Annotated in this window: 23 protein-coding genes; 18 read left to right on the top strand and 5 right to left on the bottom strand. The window is 36.3% G+C overall.

From position 1 onward, the window contains the following. Window positions 1-109 precede the first annotated feature (109 nt). A complete protein-coding gene (yihA, locus tag ABJE44_RS13350) occupies window positions 110-727 on the bottom strand; it encodes a ribosome biogenesis GTP-binding protein YihA/YsxC (RefSeq protein WP_348109743.1) in 618 nt (205 codons plus the stop codon). Window positions 728-888: 161 nt separating this feature from the next. Between yihA and ABJE44_RS13345 the strand changes: the two genes are divergently transcribed. The 6 genes from ABJE44_RS13345 to ABJE44_RS13320 all read left to right on the top strand — a co-directional run bounded on the left by ABJE44_RS13345 (window position 889) and on the right by ABJE44_RS13320 (window position 6,467). Then, on the top strand, window positions 889-1,512 hold the full coding sequence (locus tag ABJE44_RS13345; RefSeq protein ID WP_348109741.1) for a c-type cytochrome: 624 nt from the start codon (window positions 889-891) through the stop codon (window positions 1,510-1,512). 362 nt (window positions 1,513-1,874) lie between these two features. Continuing rightward, the gene (gene yihI / locus ABJE44_RS13340; protein WP_348109739.1) at window positions 1,875-2,387 is read left to right on the top strand and encodes a Der GTPase-activating protein YihI; all 513 of its coding nucleotides are present in this window, start codon (window positions 1,875-1,877) and stop codon (window positions 2,385-2,387) included. An 18-nt stretch (window positions 2,388-2,405) separates the two neighbouring features. Beyond that, entirely contained in the window at window positions 2,406-2,852 is a 447-nt protein-coding gene (locus tag ABJE44_RS13335; RefSeq protein WP_348109737.1) for a DUF2489 domain-containing protein, read from the top strand. Between the two features lie 163 nt (window positions 2,853-3,015). Further along, the gene (glyQ, locus tag ABJE44_RS13330) at window positions 3,016-3,921 is read left to right on the top strand and encodes a glycine--tRNA ligase subunit alpha (RefSeq protein WP_133471966.1); all 906 of its coding nucleotides are present in this window, start codon (window positions 3,016-3,018) and stop codon (window positions 3,919-3,921) included. A gap of 2 nt (window positions 3,922-3,923) precedes the next feature. After that, the gene (gene glyS / locus ABJE44_RS13325) at window positions 3,924-5,993 is read left to right on the top strand and encodes a glycine--tRNA ligase subunit beta (protein WP_348109735.1); all 2,070 of its coding nucleotides are present in this window, start codon (window positions 3,924-3,926) and stop codon (window positions 5,991-5,993) included. A 33-nt stretch (window positions 5,994-6,026) separates the two neighbouring features. Continuing rightward, complete coding sequence (locus ABJE44_RS13320) at window positions 6,027-6,467, top strand: hypothetical protein (RefSeq protein WP_348109733.1); 441 nt, start codon at window positions 6,027-6,029, stop codon at window positions 6,465-6,467. Window positions 6,468-6,542: 75 nt separating this feature from the next. Here ABJE44_RS13320 and gyrB read toward each other — a convergent pair whose 3' ends face one another. The 4 genes from gyrB to dnaA are packed head-to-tail and all read right to left on the bottom strand — an operon-like array spanning window position 6,543 to window position 12,633. Then, window positions 6,543-8,963 (bottom strand): DNA topoisomerase (ATP-hydrolyzing) subunit B, encoded by a 2,421-nt coding sequence (gene gyrB, locus ABJE44_RS13315; RefSeq protein WP_348109731.1) that lies wholly within the window; start codon window positions 8,961-8,963, stop codon window positions 6,543-6,545. Between the two features lie 4 nt (window positions 8,964-8,967). Continuing rightward, window positions 8,968-10,065: a DNA replication/repair protein RecF gene (gene recF, locus ABJE44_RS13310; RefSeq protein WP_348109729.1), complete on the bottom strand. Its 1,098-nt coding sequence runs from the start codon at window positions 10,063-10,065 to the stop codon at window positions 8,968-8,970. A gap of 35 nt (window positions 10,066-10,100) precedes the next feature. Then, entirely contained in the window at window positions 10,101-11,204 is a 1,104-nt protein-coding gene (gene dnaN, locus ABJE44_RS13305; RefSeq protein ID WP_348109727.1) for a DNA polymerase III subunit beta, read from the bottom strand. Between the two features lie 19 nt (window positions 11,205-11,223). Continuing rightward, entirely contained in the window at window positions 11,224-12,633 is a 1,410-nt protein-coding gene (gene dnaA / locus ABJE44_RS13300; RefSeq protein WP_348109725.1) for a chromosomal replication initiator protein DnaA, read from the bottom strand. Between the two features lie 552 nt (window positions 12,634-13,185). Between dnaA and rpmH the strand changes: the two genes are divergently transcribed. The 12 genes from rpmH (at window position 13,186) to ABJE44_RS13240 (ending at window position 23,761) form a co-directional block, all read left to right on the top strand. Beyond that, window positions 13,186-13,320 carry a 50S ribosomal protein L34 gene (rpmH, locus tag ABJE44_RS13295; protein ID WP_007615483.1) on the top strand — a complete coding sequence of 45 codons (135 nt, stop codon included), beginning with the start codon at window positions 13,186-13,188 and terminating at the stop codon, window positions 13,318-13,320. Window positions 13,321-13,329: 9 nt separating this feature from the next. Next, window positions 13,330-13,698 (top strand): ribonuclease P protein component, encoded by a 369-nt coding sequence (rnpA, locus tag ABJE44_RS13290; protein ID WP_348109722.1) that lies wholly within the window; start codon window positions 13,330-13,332, stop codon window positions 13,696-13,698. Next, the gene (yidD, locus tag ABJE44_RS13285) at window positions 13,653-13,904 is read left to right on the top strand and encodes a membrane protein insertion efficiency factor YidD (protein WP_348109720.1); all 252 of its coding nucleotides are present in this window, start codon (window positions 13,653-13,655) and stop codon (window positions 13,902-13,904) included. The genes rnpA and yidD overlap by 46 nt, the downstream gene beginning before the upstream one ends. 125 nt (window positions 13,905-14,029) lie before the next feature. Then, the gene (yidC, locus tag ABJE44_RS13280; RefSeq protein ID WP_348109718.1) at window positions 14,030-15,664 is read left to right on the top strand and encodes a membrane protein insertase YidC; all 1,635 of its coding nucleotides are present in this window, start codon (window positions 14,030-14,032) and stop codon (window positions 15,662-15,664) included. A 105-nt stretch (window positions 15,665-15,769) separates the two neighbouring features. Next, window positions 15,770-16,252, top strand: coding sequence for a YajQ family cyclic di-GMP-binding protein (locus ABJE44_RS13275; protein WP_289032028.1), 483 nt, complete (start codon window positions 15,770-15,772; stop codon window positions 16,250-16,252). Window positions 16,253-16,258: 6 nt separating this feature from the next. Next, a complete protein-coding gene (mnmE, locus tag ABJE44_RS13270) occupies window positions 16,259-17,641 on the top strand; it encodes a tRNA uridine-5-carboxymethylaminomethyl(34) synthesis GTPase MnmE (protein ID WP_348109716.1) in 1,383 nt (460 codons plus the stop codon). A 91-nt stretch (window positions 17,642-17,732) separates the two neighbouring features. Next, a complete protein-coding gene (mioC, locus tag ABJE44_RS13265) occupies window positions 17,733-18,176 on the top strand; it encodes an FMN-binding protein MioC (protein WP_348109714.1) in 444 nt (147 codons plus the stop codon). 15 nt (window positions 18,177-18,191) lie between these two features. After that, a complete protein-coding gene (locus ABJE44_RS13260; protein ID WP_348109713.1) occupies window positions 18,192-18,845 on the top strand; it encodes a DnaT-like ssDNA-binding domain-containing protein in 654 nt (217 codons plus the stop codon). 32 nt (window positions 18,846-18,877) lie between these two features. Beyond that, the gene (locus ABJE44_RS13255; RefSeq protein ID WP_348109712.1) at window positions 18,878-19,702 is read left to right on the top strand and encodes an ATP-binding protein; all 825 of its coding nucleotides are present in this window, start codon (window positions 18,878-18,880) and stop codon (window positions 19,700-19,702) included. A 648-nt stretch (window positions 19,703-20,350) separates the two neighbouring features. After that, a complete protein-coding gene (mnmG, locus tag ABJE44_RS13250) occupies window positions 20,351-22,264 on the top strand; it encodes a tRNA uridine-5-carboxymethylaminomethyl(34) synthesis enzyme MnmG (protein ID WP_348109711.1) in 1,914 nt (637 codons plus the stop codon). Then, complete coding sequence (gene rsmG / locus ABJE44_RS13245; protein WP_348109710.1) at window positions 22,264-22,920, top strand: 16S rRNA (guanine(527)-N(7))-methyltransferase RsmG; 657 nt, start codon at window positions 22,264-22,266, stop codon at window positions 22,918-22,920. Before mnmG ends, rsmG begins: the two co-directional genes overlap by 1 nt. Window positions 22,921-22,984: 64 nt before the next feature. Beyond that, a complete protein-coding gene (locus ABJE44_RS13240; protein ID WP_348109709.1) occupies window positions 22,985-23,761 on the top strand; it encodes a ParA family protein in 777 nt (258 codons plus the stop codon). Window positions 23,762-23,783: the final 22 nt, after the last annotated feature.

Raw genomic sequence — 23,783 nt, 5'->3', positions numbered from 1 at the left:
TCAGGGCATTTTTTATAGAATTCGCCCGTAGGGTACAGAGGTTTGATATTTCTAACCTTTGTTTGAACCCCAGCTTATTGCTGGGGTTTTTTTTACCCTAAAAAACACCTTATATTTCACTTTTCTTTTTAAACTCATATCCATACCAAGAATCAAGTTTCTGTTGGAGCTTATCCAAACCAATCCCATTCGTAGACGAAAAAACTTCTACACTAACGTCACCACAAAATGCCATAGCGGCCTCTTTTGCCATCAATAATTGACTCTTACGTTTCCCAGACTTGAGCTTATCAGCTTTAGTTAAGAGAGCTAAAACCGGTAAATCTGCAGCAACAGCCCAATATATTAGCTCTTGATCAAGATCTTTAAATGGATGACGGATATCCATTAGAACAACTAAACCTTTTATACTATTCCTTTTTTGAAGATACTCTCCTAAAGATTTTTGCCATTTTTTCTTAATTTCCAATGGAACCTGAGCATATCCATAGCCCGGTAAATCTACCAACCTTCTGTCTTCATCCAGAGAAAACACGTTAATTAGCTGTGTTCTTCCCGGTGTTTTACTTGTTCTAGCCAAGTTCTTTTGCCTAGTAAGTTTATTTAGCGCACTAGACTTGCCCGCATTGGAGCGTCCAGCAAACGCTATTTCAATTCCCTCATCTGGCCCCAAATGCGTAATGTCTGGGGCACTAATACTAAACCTTGCTTGATTATAATGACTCACTTTGACTCCAAATATGGTTTGCTACCAGATGTTTTTTGTATATTTCCACAATTATATCAGGGAAAAGGTGAATGAATTTATTTTACTAACGCTGTAAATGTGTAAAATACCCAGTTAAGGTTTAATAAGAACCCTCTAATCACATGTTTAAAGAGAAAATAATGAAAAATCTTGGTCTTCTAATAAGTTTATTCGTTGGTTTTAGTACCGGTGCTTTCGCACAGGGTGATGCTGAACAAGGTAAAAACAAGTCAGCTATCTGTGCTGCTTGTCATGGAATGGATGGTAATAGCGCCATAGCGATGAATCCTAAGTTAGCAGGCCAACATACTAAATATTTAGTTAAACAACTAAACGAATTTAAGCTTGCTGCAAAAAGTGGGGGGGCCGAAGGTCGCAATAACGCTGTGATGAATGGTATGGCAGTAGGCTTATCAGAGCAGGATATTGAAGATATTTCCGCTTATTTTTCGAGTCAAGAAGCAAGCCCCGGTGAAGCAGCAGAAGATATAGTTGAAGCAGGAAGAAAGCTCTATGTGGGGGGCGATATAGAGCGCGGCGTTACTGCGTGTATAGCGTGCCATGGCCCTAGAGGTAACGGAACTAGTTTGTCTGGCTTCCCTGATATTAGTGGTCAACACGCAGAATATATTTCAACCCAACTCAAAGCATTCCGCTCTGGGGAGCGTGCAAATTCTTTAAATGGCATGATGGGTGATATTGCCAAGAAAATGACAGATAAGGAAATAGAAATAATATCTAGTTATGTATCAGGCCTTCACTAGACTATACATATACATTTTACACTAGAAATAATTTAGAACATATTTCATACAGACATGTAAATAAATTGTAAGTACGACTCATTCGTGTATGCTTTAAAGTTTAGAATATTACAAGGACGAAAAACAAAGCATCATGGAGATCAATGAATATCTTCGATAACAATATTTATAAATGAAGATAACTAGGAGCAACTAAGTTTAGGAAGAACAATACTGGGAGAAGTGTCTAGTGTGACACTCTTATATTAAAAAGCGATAGTGACCCTATCGCTTTTTTTCTATCTAAATATCACGCAAGCCACGCAGATTAACTAAAACTAAGGTAGAATCACGCCAATTATCATGAGTTACACAGGTGTGTTATGCCAAGGCAAAAGAAATCGCGAAAAGTTGGAAAAATAGGAACCACAAAAACCTCTTCAAACGTTCGTAAACCAACTGAAAAGCGCTTAAAAAAACCTAAAGGAAAGCCAGCAGGAAGTAGAAACAGCGAATCGATAACTACTGTCGGCATTGGCTCATCTAATATATCAAAAGATCCTAGGCATGGCAGCAAAAAGCCTATTGAATTAGTTGTGGTAAAAAGCACAACAAAGGCTGCCACAAAAACCAAGATTAGGCACTTTTCACCGGCTCAAGAACTCGCTGAATTAGAACAAGATATGACCCTTTCAATGTTACTAGAAAAAGAAGATGCAGGAGGCAAAATTACTAGAGAAGAACGACATTACATGGACATTAAATTAGCGAGACACAAAGAACTTTGCGAAATACTTGGGCTATCCGATGCACCTGAAGAATTGGATAATACTACGAGTTCATCAAGCATGTATGACGGTCTTGACGCTTTAAATATTGACGACTTTAAAGATTAAACTATCACTAATTAATTTATGATCTATCTACTATTCATTATTGCTCTTATTGTAATTGGCGCGCTTGCATTTTATGCTGGCTCACTTTTATTCCAGCTAAAAGTACAAACACAGCGAAAAGAAAACACCGCAAAGTTACGAATCGAGAAAATAATCGAAAGTATACAAACGATAGCTTTAGCTATAGAACAACAACAGTGCAATCTGTCAGAAGGGTGTATTCGGTTAGTGCACTTACTAGAATGTTTACCCGTATCTAATAAGCCTAACGTGAACGAACAATACCCTGCTCTCTATGAGCTCTTTATCGCTGTCGAGCATCTTCCCACCCATGACAAAAGAAAAGCCCAGTCAAAAAAGGAAACTTTCAAACAAGATGTGTTTAGGGAAGAACTAGAAGCAAAGTTATCTTCTAAGATACTTAATGAAGTATCAACTCTTACTAAGTTTACAGTAATTCATTAATCCCTCAGTCTCCTACTCACTTAAATGATTAAGAAATTAAAAGAATACGCTAAGTGTAATAGCCTATAGCCGTTTAAATCACCTTTAGAGGTACATAGAAGGCTCTACAAAAGGTATACTTACGGATGTTTTTTTAAATTTATTGATGGTGTGGCAGGGGAAAATGCAGAAGTTTGATTGTAAAACATTCCAAGGGCTAATTTTAGCGCTTCAAGATTACTGGGCCCGACAAGGTTGCGTGATAATTCAACCTCTAGATATGGAAGTTGGGGCTGGTACTTTCCATCCGATGACATTCTTACGTTCTATTGGTCCAGAACCAATTAATAGTGCTTATGTACAACCGTGTCGTCGCCCTACAGATGGCCGATATGGAGAAAACCCCAACCGTCTACAACACTATTATCAATTTCAGGTAATGTTAAAGCCTTCCCCAGATAATTTTCAGGAGTTATATCTTGGGTCTCTTAAAGAGCTTGGATTTGATCCTTTAGTTCACGATATTCGCTTTGTAGAAGATAATTGGGAATCCCCCACGCTCGGGGCTTGGGGGCTTGGTTGGGAAATTTGGTTAAATGGAATGGAAGTTACCCAATTTACCTACTTTCAACAAGTAGGTGGGCTTGAGTGTGCTCCAGTAACTGGCGAAATAACCTATGGATTAGAAAGGTTAGCTATGTACATTCAAGGTGTAGATAGTATCTACGATTTAGTCTGGACAGATGGCCCCATGGGTAAAGTCACTTATGGAGATGTATTTCATCAAAATGAAGTTGAACAATCTACCTATAACTTTGAGTATGCAGATGTAGATTATTTGTTTGCAACATTCGACCAATGTGAACAAGACAGTCAAAAGTTAATTGAAGCAAACCTTCCATTACCAGCCTACGAGCAAGTTATGAAAGCCTCCCACGCATTCAACTTATTAGATGCAAGACATGCTATATCTGTCACTGAACGCCAACGTTACATTTTAAGAGTTCGGTCACTGTCAAAAGCTTGTGCCGAAGCTTACTACCAAGCTAGAGAAAACCTTGGCTTTCCACTATGTAAAAAGGAGAAGTAGCCATGCGCATAGACAATTTATTAGTAGAAATTGGTACTGAAGAGTTACCACCAAAATCTTTATCTAAGTTAGCTACAGCTTTTAAAGAAAATATAGAACAATTACTTACGGAAAGTGACATTAGTTTTAAGAAAGTGATTTGGTTTGCCTCACCAAGGCGGTTGGCAGTTAAAGTAGTGGATGTGTCAGAATACCAATCAGATAAAACAGTAGAAAAGCGCGGCCCAGCGATAACTGCAGCTTTTGACGCAGACGGTACCCCTACAAAAGCAGCTCAGGGTTGGGCAAAATCAAACGGAATAGACGTTAGCGAAGCCCAAAGGTTGAAAACCGAAAAAGGTGAATGGCTGTTATTTAAAGCAGAAGTAAAAGGACTACCTATTCAGAGCATTATTGCGGACATAGTGGATAAATCATTAAAAGCATTACCAATCCCAAAAGCTATGCGCTGGGGCTCTAAAGACACGCAATTTATTCGTCCCATACACACATTTACTATGATATATGGAAGTGACTTAGTTGAAGGCTCCGTATTAGGTATTAAGTCATCTAGGAATATCCAAGGGCATAGATTTCACTCTCAAGGATATGTTGAGTTAGATACAGCCGATAATTATATAAGTCTATTAGAACAGAATTATGTTATGGCTGATTACGTACAACGCAAGCAAAAAGTACTAAGTGCTGTTCAAGCTATAGCAAAGCAAGAAAATGGTATAGCTGATATAAACGAAGATTTATTAGATGAAGTAACGTCATTGGTAGAGTGGCCAGTTGCCCTTTCAGCTAATTTCGATAAATCTTTTTTAGAGGTACCTAAAGAAGCGCTAATTTACACTATGAAGGACGACCAAAAGTACTTCCCACTTATTGATTCTAACGGGAAATTAAAGTCTACTTTTGTTTTTGTGACTAATATTGAGAGCAAAGATCCTCAAGTTATAATTAAAGGAAATGAAAAAGTAATCAGGCCAAGGTTAGCAGATGCCGAGTTCTTTTTTAATACAGATAGAAAAGTAACGTTAGAATCAAGACTCGAAAGCCTAAAGACTATTCTTTTTCAGAAACAATTAGGAACAGTTTACGAGAAGAGTGAACGGATTGCCAAATTAGCAGAGACAATAGCTGTAAATCTTGGGCTCAACGAACCTAAACTAGCCTATCGAGCCGGCTTATTAAGTAAGACCGACCTCATGACTAATATGGTTATGGAGTTTCCAGATGTCCAGGGTGTAATGGGTATGCACTATGCGCGGCTTGATGGTGAACCAGAGGTTGTTGCACTTGCACAAAATGAACAATATATGCCACGATTTGCTGGCGATTCTTTACCTTCCTCACAAATAAGTATGTGTGTAGCACTAGCAGACAAGATAGATAGCTTAGTTGGAATTTTTGGAATTGGACAAACACCTAAAGGCGACAAAGACCCATTTGCTTTACGTCGAGCATCAATAGGTGTTTTAAGGATCATCGTAGAAAATTCCTTACCTTTAGATTTAGTAGAGTTAGTTGAAGCTTCTATCATCACATTTGAAGATAAAATTAAAACTAATGGCTTATCTGATAATGTCGTAGATTTTGTTCTAGCTCGATTTAAAGCATGGTATGCAGAACAAGGCGTGCCGTCAGAGGTAGTACAAGCAGTGGCAGTAAATCGCCCTACTCGTCCAGCCGACTTTGCTGCACGAGTTGAAGCGGTAAAGGCATTCAACACGCTAGAATCAGCAGAAGCACTTGCAGCGGCAAATAAACGTGTTGCTAATATTTTGGCTAAGAACCCGATAGATATTAGTAAGCCATTAGATAAATCTCTGTTAACAGAGGCTGCTGAGATATATTTAGTAGACAATTTAGAAGCCATAGAAAGCTCCGTAGAGCCCCTATTAGCAATATCTAACTATAAGGATACTCTTACTCATCTAGCAGAACTTAGAGAGCCTATAGACTCATTTTTTGATAATGTTATGGTTATGGATAAAAATGAAGCTATCAAACTTAATAGGCTTTCATTATTAGCAAGGCTTCGAGGCTTATTTTTAAGTTGTGCAGATATTTCTGTTTTAAATTAAAATTTTTACATTAAGTTTTAGGTGATGGTAAATATGAACAATATACGCAGTTGTATTTCTAGCGTATTACTTCTTTTAGTTTTCAGTGGCTGTGCGACAAATGTCATTGAAGAATTTGCTAAAGATGAAGGTTACGACAAACTCTATCTAAGAGGCGTTTTTTCTTGGTGGGAAGCTGACGAGCAATACAAACTAAAAGAAGTAGCAGATCAAGTCTATGCTACGCGTATTGACTTAATTGCAGATGGTCAACCCTATGACTTTAAATTTGCCGATGAAAATTGGACGCCTGGTTTAAATTGTGGATATGCAAGCAACGCTAATATTGTCGTTAAACCGGGTTCTCGTAATAAAGCTAATTGTGAGTCGACTGATAATAATTTCATTTTTACACCAACTGAAACGGGTACATTTGAGTTTTCAATTGATTTTGGAGGATTTGGGGCACCTAAAGTTAGTATCAGGAAAATATAATAAGCTTTTGATTTAACTAAAAAAACCGCATCAAAATGATGCGGTTTTTTTTATATTGATTATTTTACCGGTAAACTAGACATCTAAGTTTGCAACTTTAAGAGCATTTTCATCTATAAATGCTCGTCTAGGCTCAACCTGATCTCCCATCAAAGTAGTAAATAGTTGGTCTGCACCAATGGCATCTTCTATTTTGACTTGTAACATTCTACGAGATGTTGGATCCATAGTCGTTTCCCACAGTTGACCAGGGTTCATCTCACCTAACCCTTTATAGCGTTGTATGTATTGACCACGTTTAGACTCAGCCATTAACCAATCCAAGGCGTCTACAAAGGAAGTGACAGATTTGGTTTTTTCACCACGTTTAACATAGCCTGTTGACTCTATAATTCCATTTATAGCCACATTCAATTCTTTAATACGTTTATATTCATTAGATTCTAAAAACTCTTTATCTAATTTATATTCAGTATCAATACCATGTAATCTTATAATAATAGCTACATACCAGTAACTTCTTTCTGAATCATGGCGAACTTCAAATGAGTAAGTAGCTCCATCAACTTCATCGATAGTTAATGCAGCAGTAAAGTCTTTAGCAAATGCTATTAACTTTTGTTCATCATTTACATCTTCAGATTCTAAAGTATTGCTATATACCAACTTATTCAAGATTACCTCAGGCATTATTCTGCTAATGCGTGTAATCATACTAGTTGTATCTTGGTATAGTTTCACAAGGGTTTCTAAGGCTACACCTGTGATACTTGGAGCATCTTCATTTACATAAAGAGACGCATTATCTAATGCTATTGAAGTTAGGTATTTAGTTAACGATTCATCATCCTTCAAATATTGTTCCTGCTTACCTTTCTTAGTTTTATACAAAGGAGGTTGGGCAATATAGATATAGCCTCGTTCGATAATTTCTGGCATTTGACGATAGAAAAACGTTAACAACAATGTACGTATATGAGAGCCATCAACATCAGCATCTGTCATAATAATTATGCGATGATAACGGAGTTTTTCAGGATCATATTCATCCCTACCAATACCACAACCTAGAGCAGTGATAAGAGTTGCGACTTCTTGAGAAGATAACATTTTGTCGAATCTAGCTTTCTCAACGTTTAATATTTTACCTTTCAGCGGAAGTATTGCCTGATTTTTACGATTTCTTCCCTGCTTGGCTGAACCGCCAGCAGAGTCCCCTTCCACTATATATAGTTCAGAAAGACCTGGATCTTTTTCCTGACAATCGGCTAATTTACCTGGTAATCCAGCTAAATCTAAGGCGCCTTTTCTGCGGGTCATCTCTCGAGCTTTTCTTGCTGCCTCACGAGCCCTAGCGGCGTCAATAATCTTTCCGACTATAATCTTACTATCAGATGGATTTTCTAGTAAAAACTCTTGTAGTTTTTCACCCATTACTGTTTCAACTGCTGGTCTTACTTCAGAAGAAACAAGTTTATCTTTAGTTTGTGAAGAGAATTTTGGATCAGGTACTTTAACCGAAATAATAGCAGTCAAACCTTCTCTAGCATCATCACCGCTAGTGCTAGTTTTTGACTTTTTAGCCATACCTTCTTTATCCATAAAACTATTCAAGGTACGTGTTAATGCTCCTCTAAAGCCGGCTAAATGGCTACCACCATCTTTTTGTGGGATATTATTAGTAAAACAAAATACATTTTCCTGAAAGCTATCATTCCATTGCATGGCAACTTCTACAGAAATCCCATCATCTCGATTTGATTCAAAGTAGAAAACTTTTTGATGTATAGGTGTTTTATTTTGATTTAAATATTCAATAAAGGCAGTGATCCCACCTTCATATTCAAACCTATCACTTTTTCCATCTCTTTCATCTTCAAGAATAATGCAAACGCCTGAGTTCAAAAATGATAGCTCACGTAGTTTTTTAGCTAGAATATCGTAATGGAAAGTTACATTAGTAAATGTATCTTCACTGGGCCAAAAACGAATGCTTGTGCCAGATGTTTCTGAATCACCAATCACTGCTAATGGCTTTTGAGGCTCACCATGTTGATATTCTTGCTCGTGCAATTTACCAGAGCGACGAATTTGAATTTGTAGCCTTTTGGAAAGCGCATTTACAACAGATACACCAACACCATGTAATCCGCCTGAAACCTTATACGAATTATCATCAAATTTACCACCTGCATGCAGTACTGTCATGATAACTTCTGCAGCTGATACACCTTCTTCTTCGTGGATTTCGGTAGGTATTCCTCGGCCATCATCTTTAACAGATACTGAACCATCGATATGAATTTTCACGTTGATACTAGAACAGTGCCCTGCTAGAGCTTCATCTATAGAGTTATCTACTACTTCAAACACCATGTGGTGAAGCCCGGTACCGTCATCTGTATCACCGATATACATACCAGGTCTTTTTCTTACAGCATCTAATCCTTTAAGGACTTTGATACTGGACGAATCATAAACATTTTCTTCTGCCATTTAGTTAAATCTCCTCTTTCACATGACCATGTTCCACGTGAAACACTGTTTTATCATTATAATTTTCTATAAATTCTAATTGGTTAATATCAATCGCTGTAACGAATAATTGCGTATCAGAGTTTGCTAATTTAGATATAAATACCTTACGCTTATCTTCATCTAGTTCGGCACCGATATCATCTAATAGGAATATCGATGGCCTATTGGTTTTGCTTTGTAAATAAAGGGTTTGGGCTAGTTGCATACTTGCTACAAGCATCCGTAATTGCCCTCTAGAAAGCAATTCATGAGCATTTACGCCCTTAATCTTAATTTTTATATCTGCCTTATGAGGACCTGCACTTACAAAACCATTTCGCAAATCTCGTATCAAATTTTTTTTTAATGATTGTTCTAAAGTAAGCTCTTTTTCCCATCCCCTATAATACGAAATTTCGAAAGAAAACTCAGGTAAAAAATCTGCTAATGTAGAATTAATCATAGGGATCAACCCTATTGTGAGTAAGTTTTCACGCTGTTCCGAAATTTTGCCTCCTTGATTACAAAATAATTCAGCCCAATAATTTTCTGAACCTAAGTTATTATTAGTGTTGTTTTTATAAAGAGCATTGAGTTGCTTAAGGCTCTTCATGAAAACGTTTGAATCGAGGTTGAAATTTTGTTCCACGTGAAACAATAGCCAATCGATAAAACGCCTCCGAAGTTTTGGGGCGCCTAAAAGTAAATCTGAGCTTTGGGGGGTAAATATTTGTATTGGTAAATAACTGACCAAATCTGAAGCTTTCTTAGATTTAACACCGTTAATATTAACTACACAACTATCGTCTCTATGTCGACTAATACCCAACTTATGAAAAGAGTTAAGCTCTTTTTCTTGGCTAGAACAATAAACGGTAAAGTTATCTTTTCCACTTTGAATAACATTCTTATGCTTGGATGTTCTAAAAGAACGAGCAAAGCCTAAATAATGCAATGCTTCTAATATTGAGGATTTACCACTTCCATTCTCTCCAATAAAAATATTTAGATTTTTATTGGGAGTAAAAGACAAGCTATCTAAATTTCTAAAATTACTTATCTGGACTTTATCCAGTTTCATATCAGTTTAAACAACATATAAATAAACAACTACACCTACAGTCTCATTGGCATAATAACGTATAGAGCAGAGTCATCTTTTGCGTCTTCAAGCAACGCACTGCTGTTGGAATCAGCTAAAGTAATTCGAATATCATCACAACTTAAACCATTCATAACGTCTATCAAATAAGCCACGTTGAATCCTATTTCTAAGTTATCACCTTGATAATCAACATCCACTATTTCTTCGGCTTCTTCCTGCTCTGGGTTATTGGCAGTAATCTTAAGTTCACCACTAGATAAGTTTAAGCGTACACCTTTAAACTTTTCATTAGAAAGAATAGAAGCTCTCGAGAACGCTTGTTTTAATACATCCTTGCTAGACTCTATCTTTTTATCACCGTCTCTTGGCAGTACCCTGCGGTAATCAGGGAACCTTCCATCAACTAACTTACTAGTGAAAATAAAGTCCGTTGAAAAAATTCTAATATGGTTTGATCCAACCTGAACTTTAACTAACTTTTCATCATCTTCAATTAACCTAATAATTTCTAAAACACCCTTACGAGGAATGATAACTTGGCGATTAGGTAAAGTTGCATTTTCGTAGGCTAAACGACATAGCGCTAATCTATGCCCATCAGTAGCGACTGTTCGAATCAAGTTATCTTCTGTTTCCAAAGACATACCATTCAAATAATAACGTACATCCTGTTGAGCCATACAAAAGTGTGTACTATCAATAAGATGTTTTAGATCAGCTTGCGAAATTTCAAACTCAAGTTCACCCTGCCAATCTTCTAGATTTGGATAATCTTCTGCTGATAGAGTAGATAAACTATATTTACTTCTACCTGAACGTAAAATGGCTTTGTTGCCGTCGACACTGAAGTCAATATTACTACCTTCCGCCAGACCTCTACAAATATCCAACAGCTTTTTAGCTGGTACAGTAATTTCACCCTCTACAAACGCATCAGTAAGAGTAACGTTTGATATAAGTTCTACCTCTAAATCAGTGCCTGTTAACCAAAGTGAGTTCTCACTAACTTTTATTAGCACATTAGACAAGATGGGTAATGTATGACGACGCTCAACCGCGCCTGAAACTAATTGAAGGGGTTGTAAAAAGTTTTCCCTGCTAATACTAAATTTCATTTTCTACTCGTAATATTTTTTATGAAGAGAGTGTACGAATTAAGTTCTGATAATCTTCTTTTATATCATGACTTTCTTCCCTTAGCTGTACTATTTTTCGGCATGCATGTAATACAGTAGTATGGTCCCTACCGCCAAAGGCATCTCCTATCTCTGGTAAACTACGATTTGTTAATTCTTTAGCTAAAGCCATAGCCATTTGTCTTGGCCTCGCTACGCTACGACTCCTGCGTTTAGACAAAATATCTGCCATTTTAATTTTGTAATACTCCGCTACCGTCTTTTGAATATTATCAATAGTTACCAACTTTTCTTGTAATGCTAATAGGTCTCTAAGAGCTTCCCTCACAAAATCTATGGTAATTGGCCGACCTGTGAAGTTAGCATTAGCAATCACACGATTTAATGCTCCTTCAAGCTCTCTAACATTTGACCTTAATCTTTTAGCAATGAAAAACGCGACTTCATCTGGTAAGAATATTTTGTTCTCCACCGCCTTCCGCATTAGAATAGCCACCCTTGTTTCCAACTCAGGAGGCTCGATAGCGATAGTTAATCCCCACCCGAACCTAGATTTAAGCCTATCCTCTACACCTGTAATTTCTTTGGGGTAACGATCAGACGTTAAAATTATTTGCTGATTGCCTTCTAGTAGCGCATTAAAGGTATGGAAAAACTCTTCTTGGGAGCGTTCTTTGTTGGCAAAGAATTGAATATCATCAATTAACAATGCATCAACTGAGCGATAATAACGTTTGAATTCTTCTATGGCGTTATTCTGTAATGCTTTTACCATGTCTTGAACAAACCTTTCAGATTGCATATAAACAACGGTAGCGTCTTTTTTATTATCTATAATTCCATTACCGACAGCATGTAACAGATGTGTTTTACCTAATCCAGTCCCACCATATATAAATAGTGGGTTATAGGCACCACCTGGATTATCCGCTACTTGCTGAGAAGCAGCTCTTGCTAGTTGATTTGATTTACCCTCAACAAAATTATTAAATTTATATGTAAGGTTAATATTACTTTTATGAGCTGGTACCGTATCAATAACTTGGGAACTTGAATTATGGTTAGCTAAAGCAGCGACTCCACTTGCTGCTGAACTTTGCACTAAAGGTGTAGCAGTAGATACGGTTGAAACTCTAGTTGTCATTTTGGATGGTGCACTTACTCCAACATCAGCAAGCTTCACTTCAAACCTTAATTGAGGTGGCTTATTATTGCAAAATTCTGATAATAACTGAGTAATTTGAACAAAATATTTATCTCTCACCCAATCTAAAACAAAGCGATTAGGAGCAAATAATGTTAGATATTCTTCATCATAATCTGCTTGAAGAGGTCTTATCCACATGCTGAACTGCTGAATAGGTAAATCTTGCTGTAACCTGTCGAGGCACTGATTCCATATAGACATTAAAAAAAACTACTCCGGCCATACACAACATAGGCTATAAAGAAGAAATACGTAAAATATTAAAAATTTGAAAATAATAAATTACAATTAAATATAAGTTAAAAATGCACATTTTTAAACTAGCTGTGAATTATCTCGCTAAACACCACCTCAAGGCAATAACCATTTTAAAATAAATTCATTTAAGTTCCTAAATCCTTATATTTATTTACTTTAAGGGATATAAATAATTAATAAACCTGAATTTATTCATAACAATTATTGCTTTTAATAGGCCTTTTTTAACTATCAAGAACGAGTAAATCTGTGTCTCAGGGAATTTTTTGTGGATAAATTATAAAAATTATTAAACTTATCAAAAATAATAGGTTTATTTAACGGTTACAGAGATAAACACCAATAGCGGAATAAAATTACAATGAACTGCCACTAATTAATTGACAAAGGCACAAGTGATCTCTATTATTCAGCGTCATTTTTGAGCACAGTCGAACCAAACATTTGGTTATTACAGTGTTCATTTTGTTTAACCTTATGTAACGGGACTAGGTCATGAAAAGAACATTTCAACCAAGCAACTTAAAGCGTAAGCGTTCACACGGTTTTCGTGCCCGTATGGCGACTAAGAATGGCCGTAAGGTCATAGCTAATCGTCGTGCTAAAGGCCGTGCTCGTTTATCAGCTTAATTATCCAAGGTGGGTGAAAATAACTTTTCTCGGGAGCTAAGACTACTTACTCCCACCCACTTTGAATATGTTTTCAATAAAGCAATTCCTGCAGTTTCTCCCCAAATTACCCTACTAGCTAGATTTAACGAATCAGATAATCCTCGTTTAGGCATTACTTTATCTAAAAAAAGAGTTAAATATGCCCACGACAGAAATAGACTTAAACGTATAATACGAGAGAGCTTTCGTTTACAACGTCATTCGTTTCCAAATATTGATATAGTTGTAGTCGGTAAAAGTGGCTTAGATAAATTATCAAATCAGGAGCTGTTTTCCTTACTTAATAAATTATGGAAAAAATTAGCGAAGCGTTGCGAAAAATCCCAATCGGATTAATTAAACTTTATCAAAAAGTAATTTCTCCAATGTTGGGACCAACATGTCGATTTCACCCTAGTTGTTCTTATTATGCAATTGGGGCAATAAAAGAACATGGTTTTTTTATTGGAAGTTGGTTAAGTATCAAACGCATACTAAAATGTCATCCCCTTCATGAAGGGGGATATGATCCAGTACCAGAAAAAAAATCAAATAAAGAGTGATTTTTATACAACTGCCCTTATAAAGAGCAGGTAAGAAATAAAATAGTAATATCGCCGTGATTTAATATATGAATAAACACTTAAATAAATCGCCCACGAAATTTAGCAGTTAATTAGAGTACTTTATGGAATCTCAACGTAGTTTTTTGTTTATTGGCCTAGCTATGGTCGGTTTTCTATTATGGCAGCAATGGCAGGTAGATTACGGTCCACAACCAATACAACCTTCTGGTAACACTTCTCAAGAAGCCTTTATAGCAAATCCTTCTGGAACAGAAGATATCCCTGTAGCATCTGCAGATGGTCAAACTATCCAAACAAGCAACCAACCTACAGGAAAGTTAATTTCAGTTGTAACAGACACGTTAATACTTAATATAGATACCAAAGGTGGCGATGTTGTTTCTGCTAATCTTGTTAAATATCCGGTAGAGCAAGACTCTGAGGAGCTATACAGCTTACTCAGACCAAATGGAGATAAATTATTTATTGCCCAAAGTGGTTTAATTGGGCAAGACGGTGTTGACGCAAAAGGTCGACCTACTTATTTAACAACACAAGATGAATATACTCTGCAAGGTGAGACTTTAACCGTCCCTCTTACTCTAGTTACACCAGACGGAATGAAAGTTACTAAAAACTTTATATTCTCAAAAGGTAGTCACAAAATCGATGTTAGCTATGTTGTTGAAAACAACACTAGTACTGCAAAACAAATGCAACAATTTGGTCAATTAAAACAAAGTATGCTTGAACAAGATGGCAGCATGTTTATGCCTGTGTATCGCGGCGGCGCTTACTCTGTAGAAGAAGATATTTATGAGAAATACACCTTTGATGATATGACCGACAAAAACCTTAGGGAAACCACCAAAGCTGGTTGGGCTGCAATGATTGAACATTACTTTGTTTCAGCATGGGTTCCGCCTCAAGACCAAACCAATAAACTATTTAGTACCGTTAAACAAAATACAAATGGTGTCATCGGATTTACAGGTGAGTCTGTCACTATACAAGCAGGTGAAACTAAACAAATAAATAGTATTTTATATTTAGGCCCTAAAGATCAAGATACCTTAGAACAACTTGCTCGAGGATTAGATCTAACAGTTGATTATGGTTTTCTATGGATGATTTCAAAATACTTATTCTATTTCCTACAATGGATACACAACATAGTAGGTAATTGGGGTTACGCCATTATTTTGATCACCATAGTCGTTAAAGGGGCAATGTATCCTTTAACCAAAAAACAATATGAATCTATGGCAAAAATGCGCGCGCTAAAGCCTAAAATGGATGCTTTAAAAGAGCGATGTGGCGACGATAAGCAAAAACTACAAAAAGGTATGATGGAGCTATATAAGAAGGATAAAGTTAATCCTATGGGTGGCTGTTTTCCATTATTACTACAAATGCCTATATTCTTAGCTTTATACTGGGTATTACTTGAAAGTGTAGAGCTGAGACATGCTGATTTCATATTTTGGATTACTGACTTAAGTGCTAAAGACCCGTATTTTGTTCTGCCCATATTAACGGGTGCAAGTATGTATTTATTACAAAAACTACAACCTATGACTATGACAGATCCTATGCAGCAGAAAATAATGCAATTTATGCCGGTAGCCATGAGTTTATTCTTCTTTATATTCCCAGCTGGTTTAGTACTTTACTGGTTAGTAAGTAATGTTATTACCCTAATACAGGCTAAATTTATTTATGCTTCCATGGAGAAACGTGGTCTTCAAACTAAGTAATTAGTAACCAACATATCAAAGCCCGTTTTATAGCGAATATTGCATATAAAACGGGCTTTTTTTTCCATATAATTTAATCACTAATTTGTTACATAAGGAGCAAACATGCCTTCATTAGATATAGTGTCAGAAATTGATTTAGTAGAAGTTAAAAACGCAGTCGATAATGCAAGTAGAGAACTCAGTACACGATTTGACTTTAGAGGTGTAGAGGCATCATTTGAATATACTAATGAAGTGGTAACATTAAAAGCCGAGGGTGATTTTCAAATTAAACAAATGATGGATATATTGCGTAGTGCCTGCGCCAAAAGAGGAGTAAGTAACGCCGCCCTTGATCCACAAGATATTGACGTTACCGGCAAAACTTACAAGAAGGCAGTTAAGTTTATTCAAGGCATAGAACAACCTAATGCAAAGAAAATAATTAAATTACTAAAAGAATCCAAACTAAAAGTTCAAGCTCAAATACAAGAAGATAAGGTCAGAGTTACAGGTAAAAAGCGCGATGATTTACAAAGTGCTATGCGCCTAGCTAAAGAAGCTGAGTTAGATTTACCATTGCAGTTTACGAACTTTAGAGATTAGAAAGGCATGACAGCAACCGGATTACCAACACAGCAAGATACAATAGTTGCACAAGCAACAGCGCCAGGCCGTGGCGGTGTTGGAATTATCCGAGTATCAGGAGACTTAGCTAGTAATGTTGCTGAAGCTGTTTTAGGAAAACTTCCAGAAGTCCGTAAAGCGGAATATTTGCCCTTCTCTGATCTTCAAAATAATCTTATCGACCAAGGTATTTCCATTTTTTTTAAAAGTCCTAACTCCTTTACTGGTGAAGATGTTTTGGAGCTTCAAGGACACGGTGGCCAGGTTGTATTAGATATGTTACTTAACACTATCCTAAAAATACCGAAAATACGTATAGCTAGACCAGGTGAATTTAGTGAACGAGCGTTCTTAAATGATAAGTTAGACTTAACACAAGCAGAAGCTATTGCTGACCTCATTGACGCTAGTTCAGAACAAGCGGCTAAGGGTGCATTACGCTCACTACAAGGTGAATTTTCAACCCAGGTAAACAAGTTAGTAGAGCATGTAATACACCTTAGAATGTATGTAGAAGCAGCTATTGATTTCCCTGATGAAGAAATTGATTTTTTAAGCGATGGTAAGGTCCAATCTGATTTGAATGACATTATCCTCTCATTTGAAGCATTGCGGCAGCAAACTAAACAAGGCGCACTATTACGAGAAGGTATGCGTGTGGTTATTGCAGGTAAACCCAATGCCGGAAAATCTAGTCTACTTAACGCACTCGCAGGAAAAGACACCGCAATTGTCACCGATATTGCAGGTACCACTCGCGACGTATTAAAAGAGCATATCCATATTGATGGTATGCCGTTACATATAATTGACACCGCTGGTTTACGAGATAGCCCAGACAAAGTTGAGAAAATAGGAATAGAAAGAGCTTGGCAAGAAATACATCAAGCTGACCGCATTCTATTTATGTTAGATAGTACGGAATCCAAGGAAACCCACCCCAAAGAAATATGGCCAGAGTTTTATGAGCAATTACCTAAGAATATTGGTTTAAGCGTAATACGAAACAAAGCAGATTTATCAAATGAATCTATCGGTATAAATGATATGGGTGAATATCCAGTTATATCATTATCTGCTAGTGAAAACATTGGTATCAATGATTTAACAGAACACTTAAAAAACTGCATGGGATTTAGTCTAGAGTCTGAAGGACAATTTATAGCACGTCGTCGTCATCTAGATGCCATTGATAGAGCAGCTGAACATTTATATCTAGGAAAAGAACAATTAGAGGAAAACTTAGCCGGCGAACTACTAGCCGAAGAATTGCGATTAACTCAACACCACTTGAATGACATCACAGGCGAATTTACATCAGATGACTTACTCAGCAAAATATTTTCATCTTTTTGCATAGGAAAATAAAACCAATTTAATCAAGTTAAAAATTTATCTGTGTTGATCTATTATCCTCAAGGTACAATATAAGAATACTCACAAAATACGTAATACTTGAATGGCAAAGTTCGAAATAGTAGTAGGCAGTGTGTTAGGTGCAACCGAATATGTAGCTGACGCAGTACAAGAAGTCCTAACTGAAAACCAACATACAAGTACAATTCACCTTACTCCTAAGCTATCTGAATTAGATGAAAACGCGACTTGGATTATTTGTTCATCAACCCATGGAGCTGGTGATTTACCAGAAAATATTGAACCTTTTTCTAAAGAGTTGTTAGCAAAACAATTTTTGAATACAAATTTTATCGTTATTGGTTTAGGCGATAGTAGCTATGACACCTTTTGTTATGGTGCTAACAAATTAGAAATGTTAATGACCAACACAGGTGCAAAACAACTAATACCCGCCATGCATATTGATGTTCTAAATCACCCTATTCCTGAAAATATTGCAGTTGAATATCTAGAAACTTATTTAAAAAATTCAAATTTAGGTTAGTGAGTAAAAAAGCAGATGCAATTCAATCAGGCTGAACAAACTGCCCTACTACAATCTCTCAGTAATGATGCTCGGACTTTATATATGTTAGGTATAAAACCTACTGTAAATAAAAAATCAGGAGTAAGCGCGCCTCTAAATTATAAATACCTAATTTCACTTCTTAATGAAAAAGAACAAAAATTCACTCTTGGCAGACAAATTAATAGTTTAATAAAAGAATTACTTCATATTGGACTCGTAAAATTTGAACAAGAAGTAGAGATTAACCGCAGTTTTAATGGTAAAACCTTAGTGTTACCTTTAACCACAATGAAAGTTGATGACTATACCAAACTACATTTAAATTGGACTGATATGCATCTAGACTGGCAGCCTAACGAAAACTTAGTAGCCGATTTAGCCAAACTAATAGGTCTTATTGATTACCAATATACTGATAATGAGTTAGGTGACTTTATAGCTTACTGGCTTGGCAGACCTGAAGTACAATTTAGCGAATATCAATGGACACAAAAATTTATATTCAATTTGAAGAAAATGCGAATGGCTAATAATTTTAAAGAAACACAAAAAGTAGGACAGCAAATGGTTAAAACCAAAGCTGGTATAGTTGCAGACGACAATGCTAAAAATTTAGTGGCAAAATATAGTAAAAAAACTCAGTAAACTTAACTTTATAATCTAGGACTATAGAATTCGTGGACAGTATTCAAGACAAAATTAAACAATTAGGTAAAGCGCTAGGACGGCAACATGTCCCAGATAGTTATACTGATTATAAAAGTCTAAAAAGCGAATATGAAACATTAGCGAATAGAGATGTTAGGTTAATCCAACAACAGGGTAAAAAACAACGTATACAAGCTATACAAGGGCGTTCAGATCTCAACTCAAAATGGACCTTTGCAAACTTAATAGAAGACAGTAATGACGTTATAGAAGCAGTAAGCATCGCTAAATCTTTTATTGCTGCTCATGAAGATCAAAACTGGCGTAGAAGTGGCTCTCATATGATGATTTTTTACGGAGACTACGGTCGCGGAAAATCTCACACGGCAGGTGCTATAGCACATGAACTTATAGAAAAATTTGAAATATCAGTATTATATCGCCAACTATCCAGCATATTAGAGCTGCGTTTTTTCTCATACGATTACAATGCAAAAGATGATGTTGGACAAAAATTTAGGGAGATAAACCAAGAATTATTAGATGTAGACCTACTCATACTCGATGAAGTGTGTGTTAACGAAAGCATACTTAAAAAGAATGCCCAAAGCTGGCTTGGAAATTTACTTAGGCAACGTTTAGCCAATAATAAAAACTGTATATTAATTACTAATCATAACCTTGCTGAATTAGAAACAGCTCTAGGGCCCTATTGTTTTGAATCAATAAAAGAATATGACACCTACAAGGTGAAATTTTCTGGACCAAGTCGTCGTAAAGAAATAGTCCCTACACAAGCAGAGCCACAGCGAGCACAATCAACAACTGGATATCAACCTAATCAGGTTAGATAAACATTATAAATATAGATAAAAACGACGTTATTATTAACGCCGTTTTACATTCAAGTATAAAATTTTCACTAAAAAAGTCTTAAATCTAACCAAATATATTTTTTTTATAATAAATATTAAAATTTATGTTTAGCATCTACAAAAAATATACATAAGAAACAAAAATAACGATCTAAGGATCCAAAAATATCAATTTTTCCTTAGCGATCAAGATCTAACTAAAATAATGCTATAATTAGATCACAAGTTACACACAGTTAGATCAAAACATATTCAACATTGTGGATAGTTTTATGTATAACCCCTGTAGAAATAAATTATATCCACTTAGTAAAATATTTAGAAAATGCGCTTGTGGATAAAACAGCTGTTTATACCCATATTATACCAACTTACTATCGCTTTATTAACATGGTTGATCGTTATTCAAATGATTGATTTTAAAAGTAAAAAAGCACTTATTAACAGAAAATTAGATCCTTAATAATAGTAATAATAAGTAAAGATCTAATAGATCTTATAAATACTAATGAGATCGTAATTTAAGATCTGAATAAATTTTAAGCATTTTACTTACGTCAAAATCTATATAGAATGTGCGCCCCGTTTTAAAGGGTACAAAATGATCAACAGCGTTAGAGGAATACCATGTTTTATCAACAAAATTTTGATGTAGTCGTAGTAGGTGGTGGCCATGCAGGAACAGAAGCGGCATTAGCTTCTGCACGTATGGGAGCATCAACCTTATTACTCACACACAACATTGAAACTTTGGGTCAAATGTCATGTAACCCAGCTATTGGTGGTATTGGTAAAGGACATTTAGTAAAAGAGATCGATGCTTTAGGTGGAGTAATGGCCAAAGCGATCGACAAAGCAGGTATTCAGTTTAGAACCCTAAATTCAAGTAAAGGCCCAGCGGTCAGAGCAACCCGAGCACAAGCAGATCGTACTCTTTATAAAAATGAAATTAGAAATATTATTGAAAACCAAGAAAATCTAACGTTATTTCAACAATCTTGTGATGATCTTATTGTAGAACAAGATCGCGTTGTGGGTGTAGTCACTCAAATGGGTCTTAAATTCCATGCTAAAGCGGTTGTAATCACCGTAGGAACGTTTTTAGGCGGTACAATACATATAGGCATGGAAAATTATAAAGGAGGCCGTGCAGGCGATCCTCCTTCGATCGCTTTGGCGGATCGTTTACGAGACTTACCTTTTAGAGTTGATCGATTAAAAACTGGAACGCCTGCTAGGTTAGATGCCAGAACATTAAACTTTGATGCAATGCAGGTTCAACATGGTGATACACCAATTCCAGTTGTATCATTTTTAGGTAAAGTTAGTGACCATCCTCGCCAAGTACCTTGTTACATTACTCATACCAATGAAAAAACTCATGATATTATTCGTGGCGGATTAGATAGATCCCCTATGTATACTGGGGTAATTGAAGGTATTGGTCCACGTTATTGTCCTTCAATTGAAGATAAAATTCACCGTTTTGCAGATAAAAATTCACACCAAATATTTGTAGAACCAGAAGGGCTAAATAGCATCGAAGTTTATCCAAATGGTATTTCAACTAGTCTTCCATTCGATGTTCAAATGAACTTAGTTCGTTCAATTGTTGGTTTTGAAAATGCACATATTGTGCGCCCTGGTTATGCGATCGAATATGACTTTTTTGATCCAAGGGATCTAAAACAAACATTAGAAACAAAATTTATCAGTGGACTGTTTTTTGCCGGACAAATAAATGGCACAACAGGCTATGAAGAAGCAGGCGCTCAAGGTTTAATAGCAGGGGCGAATGCTGCTTGTCAGGTACAACAAAAAGAAGAATTTATTTTACGCCGTGATGAAGCGTATATTGGCGTATTGATCGATGATCTAGCCACAATGGGGACTAAAGAGCCTTATCGTATGTTTACCAGTAGAGCCGAATATCGCTTATTACTGAGAGAAGACAACGCGGATATTAGATTGACTGCCAAAGGCCATAAAATTGGGTTAGTGGACGAATATCGCTGGAAAGCTTTTAATGAAAAATTAGAAGCAATTGAACTTGAAAAGCAACGCTTAAAGGCAACCTGGGTTCATCCAAAACACGAATCTGTTGGCGAGTTGAATAAAATTTTAAAAAATCCAGTTACTAAGGAAAATTCTTTAGAAGACTTAATCAGACGTCCAGAAATGACTTATAAAACGTTAATAGGTTTAGATACCTTTGGCCCTGGTTTAGATAACGAACAAGCAGCAGAACAGGTCGAGATACAAATTAAATATGCCGGGTATATCGAACGTCAAAAAGATGAAATTGCCAAAACCGTACGTAACGAGAATACGCTTATTCCAAAAGATTTTGATTTTAGTCAAATTTCGGGATTAAGTAATGAAGTTGTTGCCAAGCTTAGTGACGCGCGACCCGAAACTATTGGTAAAGCGGGTAGGATTTCAGGTATTACACCTGCTGCCGTTTCACTATTACTTGTTTATTTGAAGAAGCACGGATTATTAGTGGGCTCTAGCAGCAACGATAAGAAAATTATAGCCTGATGAAAGAACAACATATTTTAGGTGAAGAATTACTCACCATTTTAAAAAAAAGCATTAATAACACCTCTTTAGAGGTTAGCGAACAGCAACAAAAACTACTGATTAACTACATTTTAATGGTTAATAGATGGAACAAGGCTTTCAATTTAACTTCTATTCGAGAGCCTGAAAAAATGGTGATCAAACATATAGTAGATTCTATAGTTGTGGCTCCATACTTGGACAAAATGCACTATATCGATGTGGGAACTGGCCCAGGTTTACCTGGCATCCCTTTGGCAATCATGTGCCCAGATAAACATTTTGTTTTATTAGATAGTTTAGGAAAGCGTGTACGCTTTATGAAGCAAGTAGCACATGAACTAAATATTAAAAATATTGAGCCTGTGCAATCTAGAGTTGAAGACTACGTTCCAACTTTCAAAATTGATGGAGTATTAAGCAGAGCTTTTGCATCATTAAAAGATATGTTGCACTGGTGTCAGCATCTGGTAGATTCCCACGGAGTTTATCTTGCTTTAAAAGGTCAACTTCCTCTGGATGAGCTTGAAGAGTTACCTATAGGTTTTACCTTGCAAGAAACAATAAAGTTAGACGTTCCAGGCCTTGACGGTGAACGTCATATAGTCAAAATAATAAAACAACCATCAGATTAGACGCTATTTAATTAGGCATAGTTTTTATGTCTATCTAGTCTGCCAACATAAATGGATGGCTATTTTGGGCAAAATCATTGCGATCGCTAATCAAAAAGGTGGCGTTGGAAAAACAACTACAGCGGTTAATGTTGCTGCATCTATGGCTGCGACTAAACGTAGGGTCTTGTTGATCGACTTAGATCCTCAGGGCAATGCCACCATGGGCAGTGGTGTAGATAAATATAGTGTTGAAAACACCAGTTATGAATTATTAATTGAAGAAAAACCCATTGATGAAGTTTTAATTAAAGAAACTTCAGGAAAATATGATCTCATAGCAGGAAATAGTGACATTACAGCTGCTGAAATTAAACTAATGGAAGTATTTGCAAGAGAAGTAAGACTTAGAAATGCATTAGCACCTGTAAAAAATTATTATGACTTTATTTTTATAGACTGCCCTCCATCGTTAAATCAGTTAACTGTAAATGCTATGGCAGCAGCAGATTCTGTTTTAGTGCCTATGCAGTGTGAGTATTATGCGCTTGAGGGGCTTACCGCCTTAATGGACACCATCAAAAAGTTAGCGTCAGTTGTAAATCCAGCGTTAAAAATAGAAGGTGTACTGAGGACCATGTATGATCCTAGAAATAGATTAGCAAATGATGTGTCGGAGCAGCTAAAAAGACACTTTGGCGATCAAGTATACAGAACGGTTATCCCAAGAAATGTAAGACTTGCTGAGGCGCCAAGTTTTGGTGCGCCAGCTATGTATTATGATAAGTCTTCGACGGGCGCAAAAGCGTATTTAGCTCTAGCCGGTGAAATTTTACGTCGTAGCAAAAAGAAAACTACTTAAAAATAAAAAATTAGAGGACAAC

Source organism: Paraglaciecola sp. (assembly GCF_039942875.1).
Lineage (GTDB): Bacteria > Pseudomonadota > Gammaproteobacteria > Enterobacterales > Alteromonadaceae > Paraglaciecola.
Note: the sequence above shows the minus strand (reverse complement) of the source record. Positions and strands in the feature narration are given on the sequence as shown.

Coding starts and splice junctions, on each gene's coding strand:
- yihI (WP_348109739.1), top strand. CDS start 1,875: ATGCCAAGGCAAAAGAAATCGCGAAAAGTTGGAAAAATAGGAACCACA.
- ABJE44_RS13260 (WP_348109713.1), top strand. CDS start 18,192: ATGCAATTCAATCAGGCTGAACAAACTGCCCTACTACAATCTCTCAGT.
- yidD (WP_348109720.1), top strand. CDS start 13,653: ATGGAAAAAATTAGCGAAGCGTTGCGAAAAATCCCAATCGGATTAATT.
- ABJE44_RS13275 (WP_289032028.1), top strand. CDS start 15,770: ATGCCTTCATTAGATATAGTGTCAGAAATTGATTTAGTAGAAGTTAAA.
- dnaN (WP_348109727.1), bottom strand. CDS start 11,204: ATGAAATTTAGTATTAGCAGGGAAAACTTTTTACAACCCCTTCAATTA.
- ABJE44_RS13335 (WP_348109737.1), top strand. CDS start 2,406: ATGATCTATCTACTATTCATTATTGCTCTTATTGTAATTGGCGCGCTT.
- ABJE44_RS13320 (WP_348109733.1), top strand. CDS start 6,027: ATGAACAATATACGCAGTTGTATTTCTAGCGTATTACTTCTTTTAGTT.
- ABJE44_RS13345 (WP_348109741.1), top strand. CDS start 889: ATGAAAAATCTTGGTCTTCTAATAAGTTTATTCGTTGGTTTTAGTACC.
- yidC (WP_348109718.1), top strand. CDS start 14,030: ATGGAATCTCAACGTAGTTTTTTGTTTATTGGCCTAGCTATGGTCGGT.
- rpmH (WP_007615483.1), top strand. CDS start 13,186: ATGAAAAGAACATTTCAACCAAGCAACTTAAAGCGTAAGCGTTCACAC.
- glyQ (WP_133471966.1), top strand. CDS start 3,016: ATGCAGAAGTTTGATTGTAAAACATTCCAAGGGCTAATTTTAGCGCTT.
- dnaA (WP_348109725.1), bottom strand. CDS start 12,633: ATGTCTATATGGAATCAGTGCCTCGACAGGTTACAGCAAGATTTACCT.
- mnmE (WP_348109716.1), top strand. CDS start 16,259: ATGACAGCAACCGGATTACCAACACAGCAAGATACAATAGTTGCACAA.
- glyS (WP_348109735.1), top strand. CDS start 3,924: ATGCGCATAGACAATTTATTAGTAGAAATTGGTACTGAAGAGTTACCA.
- mnmG (WP_348109711.1), top strand. CDS start 20,351: ATGTTTTATCAACAAAATTTTGATGTAGTCGTAGTAGGTGGTGGCCAT.
- rsmG (WP_348109710.1), top strand. CDS start 22,264: ATGAAAGAACAACATATTTTAGGTGAAGAATTACTCACCATTTTAAAA.
- recF (WP_348109729.1), bottom strand. CDS start 10,065: ATGAAACTGGATAAAGTCCAGATAAGTAATTTTAGAAATTTAGATAGC.
- gyrB (WP_348109731.1), bottom strand. CDS start 8,963: ATGGCAGAAGAAAATGTTTATGATTCGTCCAGTATCAAAGTCCTTAAA.
- mioC (WP_348109714.1), top strand. CDS start 17,733: ATGGCAAAGTTCGAAATAGTAGTAGGCAGTGTGTTAGGTGCAACCGAA.